This is a genomic window from Neobacillus sp. plas4 (genome assembly GCF_057221695.1).
This window is the reverse complement of record NZ_CM170152.1, coordinates 3,693,170-3,709,508: the sequence shown is the minus strand read 5'-3', so window position 1 is coordinate 3,709,508 and position 16,339 is coordinate 3,693,170. Positions and strand designations below refer to the sequence as shown.

The window sequence follows — 16,339 nt, the reverse complement described above, 5'->3', positions numbered from 1 at the left end:
CTATATTATCCAAACCTTTAGTTATATTTTAAATATTATAAATGATTAAAACAATAGAATTTATTTTAATTATATCATCCATTTTGGTTAGGGAAGATACCCCAAAATAGGGAATGTCTTTATTACAAAATTCTCTTTAAAATAAGTAGTCATAAAGGGGGTTCCTTATATGGATTTTATGAGCAGAGTGAGACCTGAATTAAAAGAAATTATTTCGGTTTTTCCACCCATTAAACTTCCCGAAGGTTTGATGGCAGCCAGGCAGGCACAAGCAGCTCCAATCGAAAGGTCAGAACAGGTGAAAATCACAGAAAGGACCGTTCCAGGGGGAGATGCGCAGCCCATGATGGTTCGTATATATGAACCGGTAAAACGAGATCAAACGAGGCTGGGAGCTTTGTTGTTTATCCATGGCGGTGGGTACGTAATCGGCAGCCCGGACAACAATGATACGACATGCCAAACGATTGTAGAGACTGCAAATTGTGTCGTGGTTTCTGTTGATTATCGCTTGGCTCCCGAGCATCCATATCCTGCACCACTGGAAGATTGTTATGCGGCATTAGTATGGATGAAAAACAACGTAGAAGAGTTAAACATCGATGATGAACGGATTGCAGTTGCAGGACAAAGTGCGGGTGGCGGGTTAACAGCTGCTCTGTCTTTGTTGGCTCGTGATCGAGGAGGTCCGGCAATTGCGTTTCAGATGCCGCTTTATCCGATGATTGATGATCGAAATATAACACCATCTAGTTACGAAATTACAGACGAACGGGCTGTATGGAACCGTGGCAATAACTTAGCAGCATGGAGAATGTATCTCGGGGACCATATAAATGAAGAAATTTCTCCGTATGCCGCACCGGCACGAGCAAAAAACCTTTCTGGTCTCCCGCCAACATACACATGTGTGGGCCAATTGGACCCATTCCGCGATGAAACACTCGAATATGTCGCACAATTGGCACGAGCGGGTGTACCAGTTGAATTTAATTTATATCCGGGGGCTTACCATGGGTTTGAAATGTTGAATCCTCAGACAGAAATAGGTCAACAAGCGGTAAACAGATATGTTCAAGCGCTAAACAAGGCTTTAAATTCAGAGCCAATAGAAATCAAAATATAAAAGAATGGCCGGTTCTATTGGAGAACCGGCCTTTTAACCTCTAAAGATAGGTTTCCCATTTTCGAGACGCCAAAGCGTTGGTATATGAGCGTGTGACATGTTCTCAGTATAGCAAAGATTGTTTTAAATTCTCCCTGGACAGCATGAAAATGAAACAGAGGACCATCCCCTGCTTCACATTGTTGTACTAGAAGTCTTTTTCTCATCTTTTATTACTGCTACAGCTGCTGGTTTACTATTTTGAGAACCCAGGAACACCCCAGAACCAATGAAGAGAAAACCAATGATTTGTAACACCAAAATAGGTTCATCTAATATCAATAATGAAGCAATAGCTGTAACTAACGGAATTCCGTTCATAAAAATGGCGGATTGACTGGGACCGAGAACACTAATCCCTCGATTCCACAGCATATTCCCTACTCCTAGAGGAAAAGCACCTAAATAGAGTAACAATAACCAGGGAATTATACTAGTAGGCATCTGACTCCAACCTTCTATTGTTAGCTCCCAGAATGACAAAGGGAAGTAACAGATTGTAGAAATTCCAAAGAGGTAAAAACTAATGATTTCAGGTGAAACGTTTATGTCAATTGCTTTTTTTATAAAAATAAAGCTTATACTAAAAGTTAATAAGGCAATAACAATATAAAAATCACCAATGCTAAAGGATAAATGAATTAAATTTGTGAGTGACCCTTTTAATACAACCAGTGTAACACCAAAAAAACCGAGACTAATACCAAGGATTTGCTTCCAGCTTAAAGGAATACTAAAAACTAAAAACGACATTAGCGCAGTAACCAAAGGGGTTAACCCCATAATAAGTGCGGCATTTGTGGGTAGTGAATATTTTAGTCCAATTAGAAATATGGCGTTATTAATAACAACACCTAAAAGAGAAGCACCTAAAATATACCCCCAAGCCCTCTTATTTCTTGGCAAAATAAAAGGGGACTTTCGAATAAACCAAATCAAAGCAATCGTTGCAAAAAGATTCCGAAAGAATAATAGACTCCAAAAAGGGAATTGCTCAACCAGTATTTTTGTTAGGACGAAATTACTGCCCCACATAATGATTACAATGGATAATATCCATTTTATTTTTGTATGAGTCAAGTTTTCACCTATTTTCAATTATTTTGAAGGAGAGCATGAAATGATCCGGAAGATGGTTACCACATGTTATAATGCCGTATATCCACCATCCACTGCAATACTTGCGCCAGTAACAAAAGAAGCGGCATCGCTTGCTAAAAATTGAATCACATTGGCTACTTCATCCGCCTGACCTAATCGTCCCATTGGGTGCCGATCTTTAAACACCCTCTTGGCTTCTTCAGGGACAAGAGGAGTTTCTATTACCCCAGGGCACACCGCATTTACCCGTATATTTTCTTTCGCATGCGAGGTCCCAGCGGCTCGCGTTAAGTTTACGACTCCACCTTTTGACGCACTATAAGCAACACTACTGGGGGTGGCCACAAGCCCGAACATAGAAGCAAGATTTATTACGGAACCCCCATGACCTTGTTTTTGCATTTGCGTGATGGCGTATTTATTGCATAAAAAAACACCAGTATAATTCACATCATTTACTTTTTTCCATACATCAAGGCTTTGGTCTACGATGTTTCCTGGCCCGCCAATTCCCGCGCTCGCGACCAAGATATCAAGCTTCCCAAACATTTCAACTGTATACAGAACCATCTGCTTCACATCCTGTTCGTTTGTTACATCTGTTTGAACAAAGGGAGCACCAAGAAGTTGGGCTGCTTTGTTGCCCAACTCATAATTGAGATCTGCAATCATCACTTTTGCTCCATTTTTTATAAAACTTTTAGCCGTTGCTAATCCAATCCCGCTAGCTCCGCCGGTTATAAGCGCTGCCTTTCCTTGTAGATTCATCGTTTTTGCCTCCTTTTAAACTATTAGGTTGCATAATAGGATCCCTCTCAACGAATACAAATGGGTCTGTACTCATCTCGAATGACCTTTTTTAAACGCTTCCAATGTATTCATTATTTAACAAAAATGCGTTCGCCTAAAAATCTAGTAATAATATCGTAATCTATTTTGGAAGATTCGAATATTCCCTCTTTTAAGGGGGATAGATACCCCTATAAGTAATGTCTACAGGGAAGAATTACCTTTAAGAAGGATAATAATGTTAACTAAAAGAGGGGGTGACGATAGATATCATTTCGGTTTTAGAAATGAGTGAAAAGAGGATAAATTGGAAAAACCGGGGCAAGGGAATGCCGCGGTTTTTAGTTTAGTATATAAATAAGTTACGAGAGGATGCCTCGACGAAACAATTCCGAAACCGCATGTGTTCGATTCTGAACTCCTAGTTTCCGTAAAGCTGTCTTTACATATTGTTTCACAGTTAATTCACTTATTCCCATATAATCAGCCATATCAGATGTTGTTTCTCCATATGAAATTCTCCTCATAATCTCTAATTCTCGATTGCTTAACTGACCTGGATCATCTTCCTTCATTGAAGAATAAATAACTCTACCAACCAATTTTCCATAATATGTTAACAAAGAAAGCAGTTCTTCATCAAAAACAGGAGACTCTCTGAAATCGGTTGTCCCAATATAACCTAATGCCACTGTGTTAAAGGTGATTGGAACAATGAGACCTGATTCATGGGAATAAATATACCTCGTTCCCATTTGTTTTATGTAATCTAAACCTGTATAGTATTTTGCTCTTCTCTCTTGTAGGGCTGAAAGAATCCCAGGTGCAACCCGAAGGTCGTCTCGCTTCGTGCTAATATTGATAGAATCGATTTCTGTAAGACAAATCAGCCCTTCAGCAATGAAACCTAATGGTGAATAACGATAGAGATGGGCATTTTTGACTGGGAATATCTCGATATATGTTTTTACAATAGATTGCAATTGTTCCTCGTGATTTGAAATTTCTTCTATTTCTCGTACTTTCTTTTCAATTTTAATGAATTTATCCTTCAATTTAGCCTGAATGGGATAGTGAGAGTTCACAAAGAATCATTCCTTTCAAAACTATTATATAGATGAATATTTAAAATAGTCAATAAATTTAGAACTATAAAATAGTTATACTTTAAAGGATAGCAAGGAATTCTTAAAGTTTGAGGAAACCAAAAGGAGGATAGCCTTTAAAGAAGATTACCCTATTAGGGGAGTAATTTCACTCTAAATTCGGTAATTTCCAACTTATAGCAGTCATTATATACTATAACTTATAGAACTGAACAACATAAGAAACATGATAATAGTTTAAATGATTAAAAGTTGAGATGGCAACGCTTTCAGTTGCGGTAATGAAAAATGGCCACGCTTTCTAAGGAAAATCTAGAAATCTATTTTTAAAAAGGAGGAAAAATAATGAATAACAAAAAACAAAGGGATAAAAAAACGGATTTTGATGCAGTGATAATCGGTGCTGGTTTTGCCGGGCTCTATATGCTTCATAGTTTAAGAGAGCAGGGGTTAACCGCCCGAGTATATGATACAGCCGATAATGTTGGCGGTGTATGGTATTGGAACCGTTACCCAGGAGCTCATTGTGACTCAGAGGCTGTATACTACGGGTTTACCTTTTCCGAAGAACTATACAAAGGCTGGACATGGTCGAAACGATATGCTCCTCAGCCGGAAATTTTAGATTACTTGAATTATGTCGCTGACACATTAGACTTACGAAAAGACATTAAATTTAACACTCGTGTTAATACTGCTGAATTTGACGAAGAAAAGAATATTTGGCGAATCGAAACCAGCAATGGCTCGGTTGTAACTGCTAAATACTTTATTTCCGGTGTTGGCTGCCTTTCTTCATCAAATGTTCCTAATATCAAAGGTTTAAATGATTTTAAAGGAGAATGGTACCATACGGGAAGATGGCCGCATACAAAAGTAGATTTCACTGGGAAGCGAGTAGGTGTCATTGGAACGGGGTCTAGTGGAATGCAGTTAATTCCGGAGGTTGCCAAAACTGCAGACCATTTAACGGTCTTTCAGCGGACGCCTCAGTACACAACTCCAGCTGGAAATCGTCCGTTAGATAAAGAATATATCGATGAGTTAAAAGCGAATGTCCAACAATTAAGAAAAGATATGCTAAGCTCGCCAACAGGTCAGCCATTTAAACGCGCTCCGCTTTCGGTTTTGGATGATACACCTGAAGCACAGGATAAGAAATTTGAAGAGGCATGGGAAAAGGGACTGCCATTTTTCCCACTATATAATGACATTTTGACAAATGAAAAATCGAATGAAATTGTGGCTGAGTTTGTCCGAAAAAAAATCGGCGAGGTTGTCAAAGACCAAGAGACAGCGAGAAAATTAATGCCAAATTATTACTTTGGGACAAAACGCCCAGTAAGAGATAGCTATTATTATGAAACGTTCAATCGTGAGAATGTTTCATTAGTAGATGTAAAATATGAAGAGCCAATTCAAGAGATTACCGAAAATGGCGTGCGTACGAAAAAAGGTGAATATGAGCTTGATATGATTATTTTCGCAACTGGCTACGATGCGATGACAGGCTCTTTAATAAAGTTTGATCTCATCGGTAAGGATGGAATCACTCTGAAGGAGAAATGGGAAAATGGGGCAAGCGTTTCTACCTACTTAGGCATTGCACACGCCGGATTCCCGAACTTCTTTACGATTACGGGTCCAGAAAGTCCTTCGGTTATCACGAACGTACCAACAGCAATTGAACAGCATGTGGAATGGATTTCTAATTGTATTCAATACATGGAGGACAACGAGATTGATGCGATTGAAGCCGATTCTGAGGCAGAAAAAGGATGGAGTGCACATTGCCGCGAAATGGCCGAATCTACGCTATATGTGAAAACAGAATCCTGGTATACAGGTGAGAATATTGAAGGAAAACCTAGAGGGTTCTTAATCTATGTTGGCGGTCTTAATAATTATAAAAAGATTTGCGACGAAGTGGCAGAAAACAGTTACAAAGGATTTTCGATCAAAACTTCAACTAAAACAATAGTTTAAGAGTTTCGTAGAACTATAGTAACCCTTTTAAGCCTGTTTTGCTTGAAACAAGCGAAAACAGGACTAATGAACGCTTCATTAAGTGGATTCAGCTGTAAAACCACAAATCACAAGGTGATCAGTTAAAGGAGGATTTATACTATGTCAACCAATACATTAATTCCATTAAATAGAAACGCAGCCGAATTTATTTCAAAACCTAAAAAAATGCTCATAAACGGAAAGTGGGTGGAAGCCCTTTCTGGTGAAACGTCACAAACGTATAATCCGGCTACAGGGGAGGTCATCACATCGGTAGCAAAAGGTGGAAAGGAAGATATTGACCGCGCTGTAAATGCTGCTCGAAAAGCATTTGAAGAGGGACCGTGGCCAAAGCTAAAACCGAACGAAAGAGCGAAACTTCTTTTAAAACTTGCTGACCTCTTGGATGAAAATGCCGAAGAAATCGCTCACCTTGAAACGCTGGAAAATGGTCGATCCGTAAAATTCTCGTCAGCGATGGCACCGAATGCTGCAGGACACTTCCGGTATTATGCAGGCTGGGCAACGAGGTTGACAGGGGAAACCATCCCTACTTCACGTCCAGGAGATGTGTTTAACTATACCAGACGTGAACCGATCGGGGTATGTGGTGCCATTAACCCTTGGAACGGCCCATTCATGGCAGCGGTGATGAAACTAGCAGCACCACTTTCCACAGGAAATACCGTCGTGCTTAAACCAGCTTCAGAAACGCCATTAGGAACGTTACGCTTAGGTGAATTAATTCAAGAAGCTGGTTTTCCTGACGGAGTTGTTAATATCGTAACAGGTCCTGGATCAACTTTAGGAAATGCCTTAACTTTGCATCCAGAGGTAGATAAAATTGCCTTTACTGGTTCAACGGATGTTGGGAAACAGATTATGAAAAACTGTGCGGAAACGATAAAGAAAGTAACATTAGAACTTGGCGGAAAATCGGCACACATTATTTTTGCCGACGCTGATTACGAAGTGGCATTGAAAAATGCAGCCAATGCGATTTTCATGAACTCTGGGCAAGTATGTTTTGCCGGATCAAGGCTTTTCGTAGAAGGAAAAATCTATGATAAATTTGTTGCCGACCTAGCAGATTACGCTAAGACTTACAAGCTCGGCAATGGTTTTGATCCAGAAACAATTTTGGGACCTGTCATCTCTGCAAAACAGAAACAGTCCGTACTTAATTATATTGACATTGGTCAAAGTGAAGGGGCAGAGGTTATCACTGGCGGAGATGCTGCGGAAGACGGTCTTATACAAGGGTATTATGTTAAACCCACCGTGCTCGGCAATGTTCGAAATGATATGAAAATTGCTCAAGATGAGATTTTTGGCCCAGTGGTTGCAGCCATTCCTTTCCATTCGGTTGAGGAGGTAATTGAAATGGCCAATAAATCAATCTATGGACTAGGCGGCGGCATCTGTACAACGGACGTTCGCAAAGCCCATAAAGTGGCGCACGCAATGAGGACCGGGAATGTTTGGGTGAATACCTATAGTCTAGTCGATCCGGCGTCCCCATTTGGAGGCTATAAACAAAGCGGAATCGGCAGGGAAAACGGTTCTGCCGCAATTGATGCCTACACAGAAATTAAGAATGTTTGGATCAATCTAGATTAACATTCACAGTTCATTAATCTTGTCATTAAAGGGGGATTATCCCCTTTTTATGATGAGGGTTTACAGAGTAAGAATCTATGATTGGGAGCTTCCAGTAAAATCATACCTTTTTTTAGAGGGAGAAGAAGCGGTTTTTTTGATTAGAAAAAGAAGCTTAAATCGATCAATTTCGATTTATACTAGGAGGAAACATAATGAAGGCTTTATTAATGGAAGAAGTAGGAAGGCCAATGACTGTGCAGAATGTTGCTGATCCAATGCTCACTCCTGATGGTGTCATCATCAAGGTAGAGGCAAGTGGTGTTTGTAGAAGTGACTGGCACTTTTGGAAAGGGGATATGGAAATGAGAGCTCCCCTGCCACATGTACTAGGTCATGAGTTTACCGGCATCGTGGAGGAAGTTGGCAGTCATGTAACACAGTTTAAGAGAGGCGATCGAGTAGTTGTCCCTCCAATTCAAGCTGATAACACTTGTCCATATTGCTTAAATGGCCATCAAAACTTATGCGATAACAAATATACGTTAGGTGTCCGTCAGTGGGGGGGCTTTGCTGAATATGCTTTAATTCCAAAAGCGGAAGGAAATCTGGTTAAGCTTCCAGAGTCGATTGATTTTGTCTCTGCTGCTTCATTAGGCTGCCGGTTTGTTACGTCCTATTATGGAATGATTGATCAGGTTAAAGTTCAAGCAGGCGAGTGGGTAGTTGTCCATGGTTGTGGCGGAATAGGTCTATCTGCGATTCAAATTGCAAATGCAATCGGAGCAAAGGTCATCGCGGTGGATATTGGTGATGATAAATTAGAGCTGGCAAGAAGTCTTGGAGCGGTGTATACCATTAATGGGATGAAGGAAAATGCCGTTGAGGCGGTAAAAGAAATCACAAAAGGCGGAGCCAATGTTTCGGTTGATGCATTGGGGATCACGGCAACCTGCCAAAATGCCATTTTGAGTTTAGGCAAAAGAGGCCGTCACCTTCAAATCGGGGTTACAACGAAGGAAGAAAAGGGCTTTATTCCTGTTCCAATTGATGAAATTGTAACAAAAGAGCTGCAAATTATCGGTAGTGTTACCATGCCGATTTCAAGGTACACTCCGATGCTTCACCTCATCGATACGTTAAACATCCAACCAAGTAAGCTAGTGACAGAAAGAATTTCACTTGATCAAGCAGGGGATGTTTTTGAAGCAATGAGCAGTTTTTCAAACATAGGGATTTCGGTTGTAGATCGTTTTTAAAAAGAGGAGGGTAATAGGGTGCAACAAAAAACAACAAAAGACTGGCGTGACACCATCAAAGAATTTGATCCTGAGATGGACGAAAAATTATTTAACTACATTGGTCACATTTTGGCTCGGGAATCTGAAATACCAAGGAAATATAAAGAATTAATACTAGTCGCCACCTCTTCGGCCATGAGAAATGTAAATAGTCTGGAGTCACATGCTCAAGGTGCTTTAAATCATGGAGCGACAAAGAAAGAAATTTATGAAGCGATTTCTTTAGCTTCCTTGTCAGCGGGAGTTCCTGCTTTTATAGAGGGGTTAAAGGTGTTAGAAAAGTTATAATGTTTGATATAAATAACTTTATATAATAGAAGGGAACTCTAAGAAGTTCAGTTTCTGTGGAGAACCATAACAAATAGCACATCGGGAATTATGATGTACGAATGTAGAAGTTAGGATGCTCATGTTCCTTAAATTTTGGGAGGAGAATCAAAATGTATAGTGGATTAAAAACATTTGGGAAAATTATTGAACATCGTGCTAAAGAAAAGCCGGATGCCCGGTTTATTCGTTTCGAGGAGGAAGAACTTACATTTGGCCAGTCCAATGAAAATGGCAACAAGATGGCCAATGTGATGACAGGATTAGGGCTAAGCAAGGGAGATACTTGTGCAGTAATGCTGCCTAACAGCCCTGAATTTTTAGCTGCTTGGGTTGGTTTGGCGAAGCTTGGTATTATTGAGGTACCAATCAATACTGCTTACCGCGGAGACCTTTTTTCTTATATCTTGAACAAAGCGGAATGTCAAGCGATTGTCATATCATCTCAGTGGCTAGATCGATTAAGAGAAATTAGCGGGAGTTTAACCCATTTGCGTCATGTTATTGTTGTTGGCCATGGTTATGAACCATTACCTAGCCCGTTAATTACTCACTCCTATGAGTATGTTATGGCGAATGCTTGTGACCAAGAGGTGGATGTGGAGATCAAGACAAGTGATACATCTCTAATTATGTTTACATCTGGGACGACAGGACCGTCCAAAGGGGTCATTCTCACGCATAGTGCCAATTTTAAGCTGGCTGAACATCAAGGTGTTTATAGAAAGATTACACCTAACGATCGAATCTTCACCTTTTTCCCACTATTTCATATCAATGCCCGCTATACACAGATCCTTGCCGCGCTTGTTGCCGGAGCTGACGTCGTGTTACATAACCGCTTTTCGGCATCTAAATTCTGGGACATCTGCAAGAAAGAGAATGTTACTCAATTTGGCTATATGGGGTCGGTATTAACGATTCTCTTAAAACAGCCTCAGCGTCCTGATGATGCGGATAATCCGGTTCAACAAGCATGTGGGGCGCCGGCACCACCGGAAATTTACGAGGAATTCAAAAGACGCTTTGGTGTCAAAATTCATGAAGGCTACGGTGCTACGGAGTTGGGTACCGCAGCGATTAATCACGCAGATTCGTTCCGTCCAGGTTCTTGTGGGAAATCAAACCCACATTATGAAATTAAAATACATGACGACAATGATCATCCTTGTCCACTAGGGGTAGAGGGAGAAATTGTTGTACGACCAAAAGAGCCAGGTGTCATATTTTCAGGATATTATGGAAGCCCCGAAGAAACGGTTAAAGCGTGGAAAAACTTATGGTTCCACACTGGCGACAGAGGATGGATGGACGAAGATGGCTATATTTACTTTGTCGACCGGAAAAAGGATGCCATCCGCAGACGTGGGGAGAATATCTCATCGTTCGAAGTGGAACGCGTCATTAACGATCATCCAAAGGTTCTTGAAGCTGCGGCAATAGGTGTTCCGTCTGAACTCACAGAAGAAGAAGTGATGGTGGTGGTATTACTGAAGGAAGGAGAAGAGTTGAATCCTGAAGAGCTGCTTGACTTCTGCCAGCCCCGAATGGCTCATTTCGCGCTTCCACGCTACATTCGGTTCGTTTCAGAGCTTCCAAGGACTCCGAATGAAAAAGTCGAAAAGTATAAGCTGCGGGTGGAAGGAATTACCACTGACACGTGGGATCGTGAACTAGTTGGATATAAAGTGCTGCGTTAAAACGATATCAATTCTCTAGGGCAACATAAAAGTTAAACCCATGCTTGTTTACAGCGTGGGTTTCTAAATTATTTTTATTACCTCCATAGGTTCTATCATTTAAGGAATGAATTGCGAATCATACAGGGGTACTACTGAACCAGGTTATATATATCGTGAAAATCATATGTTATAAAAATTATTCTGAATATATTGTCAATTATAACCTGCTGTGTTAGTATACAGACATTAGGTGGACCTAATAACCAGATTGTATTTTATGAGCTCATACTAATTATCCTAATTATCTGTATATTGCATTGGTAAAGTCTCTAAAACTAATACTTTTTCAGATGTGGTGAAAGTGTATAGAGGAGGGGTTTCATTGTGAAGGCGGTCGTTTTGAAAGAAGCAGGTGGTCCGGAGAAACTAATATATGAAGAAGTGAATACACCGGCTCCTGAAGCAGGTGAAGTGCTAGTTAAATTAAAATATGCCGCATTAAACAGGAGAGATCTATTTAATACCTATGGTGTACCCGGAGTAAAACTACCTGCAATTCCAGGTTCAGATGGTACTGGAACCATTGTTGAATTAGGAGAAAATGTACAAGACATTGAAGTAGGCAGTAATGTAATCATTAATCCGGGAATGGGGTGGGGAGTAGATGACAAGAAGCCTGATCCTAACTTTTATCTCTTTGGATTACCTAAACAATTTCATAATAAAATAAATAAAAAGATTTATGTTAACGGAACATTCGCTCAATACATGGTTGTCCCTGCGGAAAATATTCACCCAAAGCCTAATTATTTGACTTGGGAGGAGGCTGCTGTACTTTCACTAGCTGGGGTAACAGCATACCGTGCACTGATATCGAAGGGTCAGGTACAAAAAGGGGAGACAGTGCTAATCCCTGGTATTGGAAGTGGGATAGCCCTTTTTCTCCTGCAAATGTGTGTTGCATTAGGGGCAAACGTGTATGTTACATCTGGAAATGAAGAAAAGATCGAACGTGCAAAACAACTTGGAGCTGTTGGTGGAGTGAATTATCGATCGCCGGATTGGTCAAGTGAGCTTCGGGAAATGATGGGTTCTGCGGATCTAATTGTTGATGGTGTAGCTGGGGAGGGTTTCAATATCCTGCTTGATCTTGTTGCAGAAGGTGGTCGCATTGTAACGTTTGGGGAAACGAATGGCTCAGTTTCTCAGTTCATGTTGTCGAAAATTTTCATGAAAAATTTAGATGTCAAAGGAACAAAGATGGGTAGCCCACGGGAATTTGTAAAAATGCTAGAATTTTTTGAGACCCATCACATACGCCCAATCATTGATCGTTGTTATCAACTTGATCAGGCAGCTGAAGCGTTAACCTATATGCAAGAGGGGGGAAACTTTGGGAAAATTGTTCTCAGTATCCCAGGTTAAATAATGACAGATGAATCATATGAGTCACTGAAATGTTAGGTATTGCATGATTTTAGACAATGAATTGACAAAGTAAAGGAAATAAAACAATGTTTGTTCCCTTACTGATAATAAGATTGATAAGTACGCAAACAAACAGTTTGTTCGATATTACATAAAATCATCAATTGCCCGCGAGATAAAAGGTGTTAAAAATAATCAGAATATATTGTCAATTATTCATAGCTGTATTATAATACAAACATAAGGTGGACCTGACAACCTAATTATCTGTCAGGAATCTTTCTTACTTACTATTGCACATTATAGTTTCAGAATAGCTGAGTTTGGACATTGGTTGGATTTATCTTTAATCGCCAGTTCTGTTTACCTTAAAGTTGATTATAAAGGGAGCCTATGTTGGTTTTGGAAGAGTAAGAAACCGTGGGTGTTGTAACTTGCATTTTTTAACAACGCCTAAAGGAAAGCGCTTACGTTGGAGGAGTTTAAAATGTATAACGGATTAAAAACGTTTGGAAAAATAGTTGAACATCGTGCTAATGATAAGCCAAATACACGGTTTATTCGTTTCGAGGAAACTGAAATTACTTATGGAGAATTAAATAGAAGCGGCAACAAGCTTGCAAATGTGATGGCAAAATTGGGACTGATCAAAGGTGATACAGCAGCGGTTATGTTACCTACCTGCCCAGAATTTTTAGCGTCCTGGTTAGGTCTGACAAGACTTGGAGTAGTTGAGGTTCCGATTAATGTGGCATATCGCGGTGACCTCCTTACACACATCCTCAATACAGCAGAGAGCAAGGCTATTATCATTTCATCGGAATGGGTTGATCGCTTAATGGACATCTCAGAAGAATTACTGCATCTTAAGCACGTCATTGTAGTAGGAGAAGACTATGAGCCGACGCCAGGCCGAATCTCTTGGCACTCTTATGCAAGAATTGTGGATGCAGCCAGTGATCAGCCAGTGGAAGTATCTATTCAACCTACGGATCCCTCGCTCATTCTATTTACTTCAGGAACGACGGGGCCGTCTAAGGGTGCTATCATATGTCATCAAGCAAATTTTAGAGCGGCGGAATTACAATGTGATTTTAGAAAATTAGGGCCGAACGATAGGTTATTTACTGTTTTTCCACTTTTCCATGTCAATGCCCGCTATACGACGATTCTTCCCGCTCTCATAGCGGACTGTGACGTTGTAATGCATAACAAGTTTTCGGCTTCGAGATTCTGGGACATATGCAGGAGAGAAGGAATCACCCAATTTTCTTATATGGGCTCAATGCTGACCATTCTCTTGAAACAGCCGCCGCGGCCTGAAGACGCGGACAATCCAGTTCAACAAGTGACCGGTGCCCCATGCCCGCCTGAAATATACGATGAATTCCGAAGACGCTTTGATGTCAAGATTCATGAAGGCTACGGTTCAACGGAGACAGGTTCTGTGGCATATAATCATGCTGATACGTTCAAAAAAGGATCCTGCGGCCGGCCTGTTCCGACATATGAGGTCGAGATCCACAACGACAATGATGAACGTTGTCCGGCTGGTGTAGAGGGTGAAATTGTGGTTAGACCGAAGGAGCCCGGGATTATGTTTTCAGGTTATTATGGTATGCCTGAGGCAACAGTCAAAGCGTGGAAAAACTTGTGGTATCACACTGGCGACCGTGGTCGTATGGATGAAGATGGCTATCTATACTTTCTCGACCGAAAAAAGGACGCCATTCGTCGAAGAGGTGAGAATATATCATCGTTTGAGGTCGAGCGCATAATCAACAAACATCCTAAGGTCTTAGACTCGGCGGCAGTCGGTGTTCCTTCTGATTTAACGGAAGAAGAAGTACTTGCGGTAGTAATCGTGAAGGAAGGAGAAGATTTGAAACCAGAGGAACTGCTTGATTTCTGTCAGTCCCGAATGGCTCATTTCGCAGTACCACGCTATGTCCGATTCGTTTTGGAATTCCCGAGAACGCCGTCCCAAAGGATACAGAAGTATAAGCTTCGTGAGGATGGGGTCACCCCTGAAACGTGGGATCGTGAACTTATAGGGTATAAAGTACTGCATTGAATAAGGTGAAAATACTTTAGTCTCCTTTTTTCCGATAAGTATGTTGCGCTTTTAGAACCATTTATCTTAGGTACTGAAGGTGCTTCAGAGATACAAGAATGACCTAGTAACCAACAATTTGGAGGTGGGAAAGATATGAAGCCATCATTACGTGGTAAAGTGGCAATCGTTGGTGCTGCAGACACTGAGGTAGGAGTTGTCCCTCACATGACCTCGACTCAGATGTGTGCTGATGCGGCTCTTCGTGCAATGGCCGATGCCGGCATTAGTAAAGATCAAATCGATGGATTAATCACATGCAATTCGAGAGCGGAGTCCTATAAGTACCATGCAGAAGCCATGGCCGAATACTTACAAATATTTCCTAGTTATTGCATCAATGTGGCAACGGGGGGTGGAACGACTTTTTCTATTCTTCATCATGCAATAACTGCTATTGCCACAGGGGTTTGCAATACCGTACTAATAACCATGGCAGAAAGTTTAAGAAGCGGCTTATCAAAGGAACAGACCATGTCCGGACAGGCTGCTGTTGGACATTCTCAGTTTGAAGTTCCATATGGTCCAACCGTTCCTTCTTTATATGCCTTAATTGGCCGCGCACATATGGAAAAGTACGGCACAACCCCTGAACAATTTGCAGCAATTGCTGTCGCTTGCCGCAAACATGCAAGTATGAATCCTAACGCCCAGATGAGGGATTTAATAACGGTAGAAGATGTATTAAATTCGCGTATGATTGCTGACCCGTTGCATCTATTAGATTGCTCACTGATATCTGATGGAGGTTCAGCCGTAATTTTAACATCTGCGGAACGAGCTAGAGAGTTTTCAAGTAAACCTGTCTACATATTAGGGTTTGGAGAGGCTCATAGCCACGAACATATTAGCCAGGCACGAAATCTCACTACATCGGCTGCTGTCGAGTCTGGAAAGCGTGCATACGAAATGGCAGGTTTAGGTCCCCGGGAAATGGATTTCGCTCAGCTATACGATTGCTTCACTCCAACAGCTTTGATTGAGCTTGAAGACCTGGGCTTTTGTAAGAAAGGAGAGGGAGGGGCATTCGTCGAGAGCGGGGCCATCGAGCTAGGCGGTTCCTTGCCAATGAACACACACGGTGGATTGCTCTCTCACTGTCATCCAGGTAATCCAGGTTCTATGTTCTTATTGACTGAGGCAGTCTCTCAGCTTCGGCATCAAGCGGGCGAACGTCAGGTGACCGGAGCACAAGCGGGTATAGTGCATGGTCAAGGTGGCATTATGTCCAGCCATACCACACTTATACTAGGGAAAGAAATAAACTAAAGATAGGGTGGAGCATATGATCGATCATTCAGGGAAAAATTTCCCGAATATAAACGTAGAGACCGAGCCCTATTGGGAAGGTTGCCGCAATCATGAACTGCTCATTCAGCAATGCTCAGATTGTGGCAGGCACCAGTTTTATCCTCGAATCATTTGCACAGACTGTTCGAGTAAAAATGTGAAGTGGGTACGGGCTTCTGGTAAGGGAAAGGTACTAAGTTATACCATCGTGCATCGAGCCATATCGAAGGCATATAAGTCGGAAGTACCTTATGTCATCGCATTAATTGATCTTGATGAAGGGCCAACAATGATGAGTAACGTAATTCAATGCAATCCTCAAAATGTAAAAGTGGGAATGGGAGTTGAAGTAGTTTTTGAGGATTGGTCCGAAGAAATTACTATTCCTAAATTTCGTCCCGAGAACTCGAATCAAAACGAGTAACAAAAAA

General features: G+C 41.1%; 13 protein-coding genes. 10 read left to right on the top strand and 3 right to left on the bottom strand.

The genetic code is table 11. The features are described 5' to 3' along the window. Positions 1–169 precede the first annotated feature (169 nt). Entirely contained in the window at positions 170–1,126 is a 957-nt protein-coding gene (locus AC2TFD_RS18490; RefSeq protein ID WP_335513132.1) for an alpha/beta hydrolase, read from the top strand. 174 nt (positions 1,127–1,300) lie between these two features. On the opposite strand, the gene AC2TFD_RS18485 is transcribed toward AC2TFD_RS18490, so the two are convergent. The 3 genes from AC2TFD_RS18485 to AC2TFD_RS18475 form a co-directional block, all read right to left on the bottom strand. Next, on the bottom strand, positions 1,301–2,245 hold the full coding sequence (locus tag AC2TFD_RS18485) for a DMT family transporter (protein WP_484673706.1): 945 nt from the start codon (positions 2,243–2,245) through the stop codon (positions 1,301–1,303). Between the two features lie 66 nt (positions 2,246–2,311). Next, entirely contained in the window at positions 2,312–3,034 is a 723-nt protein-coding gene (locus AC2TFD_RS18480) for an SDR family NAD(P)-dependent oxidoreductase (protein ID WP_335513136.1), read from the bottom strand. 383 nt (positions 3,035–3,417) lie between these two features. Next, positions 3,418–4,140 carry a response regulator transcription factor gene (locus AC2TFD_RS18475; protein ID WP_484673705.1) on the bottom strand — a complete coding sequence of 241 codons (723 nt, stop codon included), beginning with the start codon at positions 4,138–4,140 and terminating at the stop codon, positions 3,418–3,420. A 366-nt stretch (positions 4,141–4,506) separates the two neighbouring features. Here AC2TFD_RS18475 and AC2TFD_RS18470 point away from each other — a divergent pair, with 366 nt between their 5' ends. The 9 genes from AC2TFD_RS18470 (at position 4,507) to AC2TFD_RS18430 (ending at position 16,332) form a co-directional block, all read left to right on the top strand. Then, positions 4,507–6,147 carry a flavin-containing monooxygenase gene (locus tag AC2TFD_RS18470; RefSeq protein WP_484673704.1) on the top strand — a complete coding sequence of 547 codons (1,641 nt, stop codon included), beginning with the start codon at positions 4,507–4,509 and terminating at the stop codon, positions 6,145–6,147. Between the two features lie 141 nt (positions 6,148–6,288). Then, positions 6,289–7,788, top strand: a complete 1,500-nt coding sequence (locus AC2TFD_RS18465; protein ID WP_335515193.1) for an aldehyde dehydrogenase family protein — start codon at positions 6,289–6,291, stop codon at positions 7,786–7,788. A 194-nt stretch (positions 7,789–7,982) separates the two neighbouring features. After that, the gene (locus AC2TFD_RS18460; RefSeq protein ID WP_335515189.1) at positions 7,983–9,026 is read left to right on the top strand and encodes a zinc-dependent alcohol dehydrogenase family protein; all 1,044 of its coding nucleotides are present in this window, start codon (positions 7,983–7,985) and stop codon (positions 9,024–9,026) included. Between the two features lie 18 nt (positions 9,027–9,044). Then, positions 9,045–9,356: a carboxymuconolactone decarboxylase family protein gene (locus AC2TFD_RS18455; RefSeq protein WP_335515186.1), complete on the top strand. Its 312-nt coding sequence runs from the start codon at positions 9,045–9,047 to the stop codon at positions 9,354–9,356. A gap of 152 nt (positions 9,357–9,508) precedes the next feature. Next, positions 9,509–11,095, top strand: a complete 1,587-nt coding sequence (locus tag AC2TFD_RS18450) for an AMP-binding protein (protein WP_484673703.1) — start codon at positions 9,509–9,511, stop codon at positions 11,093–11,095. A 366-nt stretch (positions 11,096–11,461) separates the two neighbouring features. Further along, positions 11,462–12,502: a quinone oxidoreductase family protein gene (locus AC2TFD_RS18445; protein ID WP_484673702.1), complete on the top strand. Its 1,041-nt coding sequence runs from the start codon at positions 11,462–11,464 to the stop codon at positions 12,500–12,502. Positions 12,503–12,992: 490 nt separating this feature from the next. Then, on the top strand, positions 12,993–14,579 hold the full coding sequence (locus tag AC2TFD_RS18440; protein ID WP_335520145.1) for an AMP-binding protein: 1,587 nt from the start codon (positions 12,993–12,995) through the stop codon (positions 14,577–14,579). Positions 14,580–14,714: 135 nt separating this feature from the next. After that, positions 14,715–15,887: a thiolase C-terminal domain-containing protein gene (locus tag AC2TFD_RS18435; protein WP_335520143.1), complete on the top strand. Its 1,173-nt coding sequence runs from the start codon at positions 14,715–14,717 to the stop codon at positions 15,885–15,887. Positions 15,888–15,903: 16 nt separating this feature from the next. Next, positions 15,904–16,332, top strand: a complete 429-nt coding sequence (locus tag AC2TFD_RS18430; protein ID WP_335520140.1) for a Zn-ribbon domain-containing OB-fold protein — start codon at positions 15,904–15,906, stop codon at positions 16,330–16,332. The last annotated feature ends 7 nt before the right edge of the window (positions 16,333–16,339 follow it).

Bases quoted from the DNA above. Each gene is read 5' to 3' on its own strand.
- AC2TFD_RS18490 (WP_335513132.1), top strand. From the start codon at position 170: ATGGATTTTATGAGCAGAGTGAGACCTGAATTAAAAGAAATTATTTCG.
- AC2TFD_RS18465 (WP_335515193.1), top strand. From the start codon at position 6,289: ATGTCAACCAATACATTAATTCCATTAAATAGAAACGCAGCCGAATTT.
- AC2TFD_RS18480 (WP_335513136.1), bottom strand. From the start codon at position 3,034: ATGAATCTACAAGGAAAGGCAGCGCTTATAACCGGCGGAGCTAGCGGG.
- AC2TFD_RS18435 (WP_335520143.1), top strand. From the start codon at position 14,715: ATGAAGCCATCATTACGTGGTAAAGTGGCAATCGTTGGTGCTGCAGAC.
- AC2TFD_RS18460 (WP_335515189.1), top strand. From the start codon at position 7,983: ATGAAGGCTTTATTAATGGAAGAAGTAGGAAGGCCAATGACTGTGCAG.
- AC2TFD_RS18450 (WP_484673703.1), top strand. From the start codon at position 9,509: ATGTATAGTGGATTAAAAACATTTGGGAAAATTATTGAACATCGTGCT.
- AC2TFD_RS18430 (WP_335520140.1), top strand. From the start codon at position 15,904: ATGATCGATCATTCAGGGAAAAATTTCCCGAATATAAACGTAGAGACC.
- AC2TFD_RS18440 (WP_335520145.1), top strand. From the start codon at position 12,993: ATGTATAACGGATTAAAAACGTTTGGAAAAATAGTTGAACATCGTGCT.
- AC2TFD_RS18470 (WP_484673704.1), top strand. From the start codon at position 4,507: ATGAATAACAAAAAACAAAGGGATAAAAAAACGGATTTTGATGCAGTG.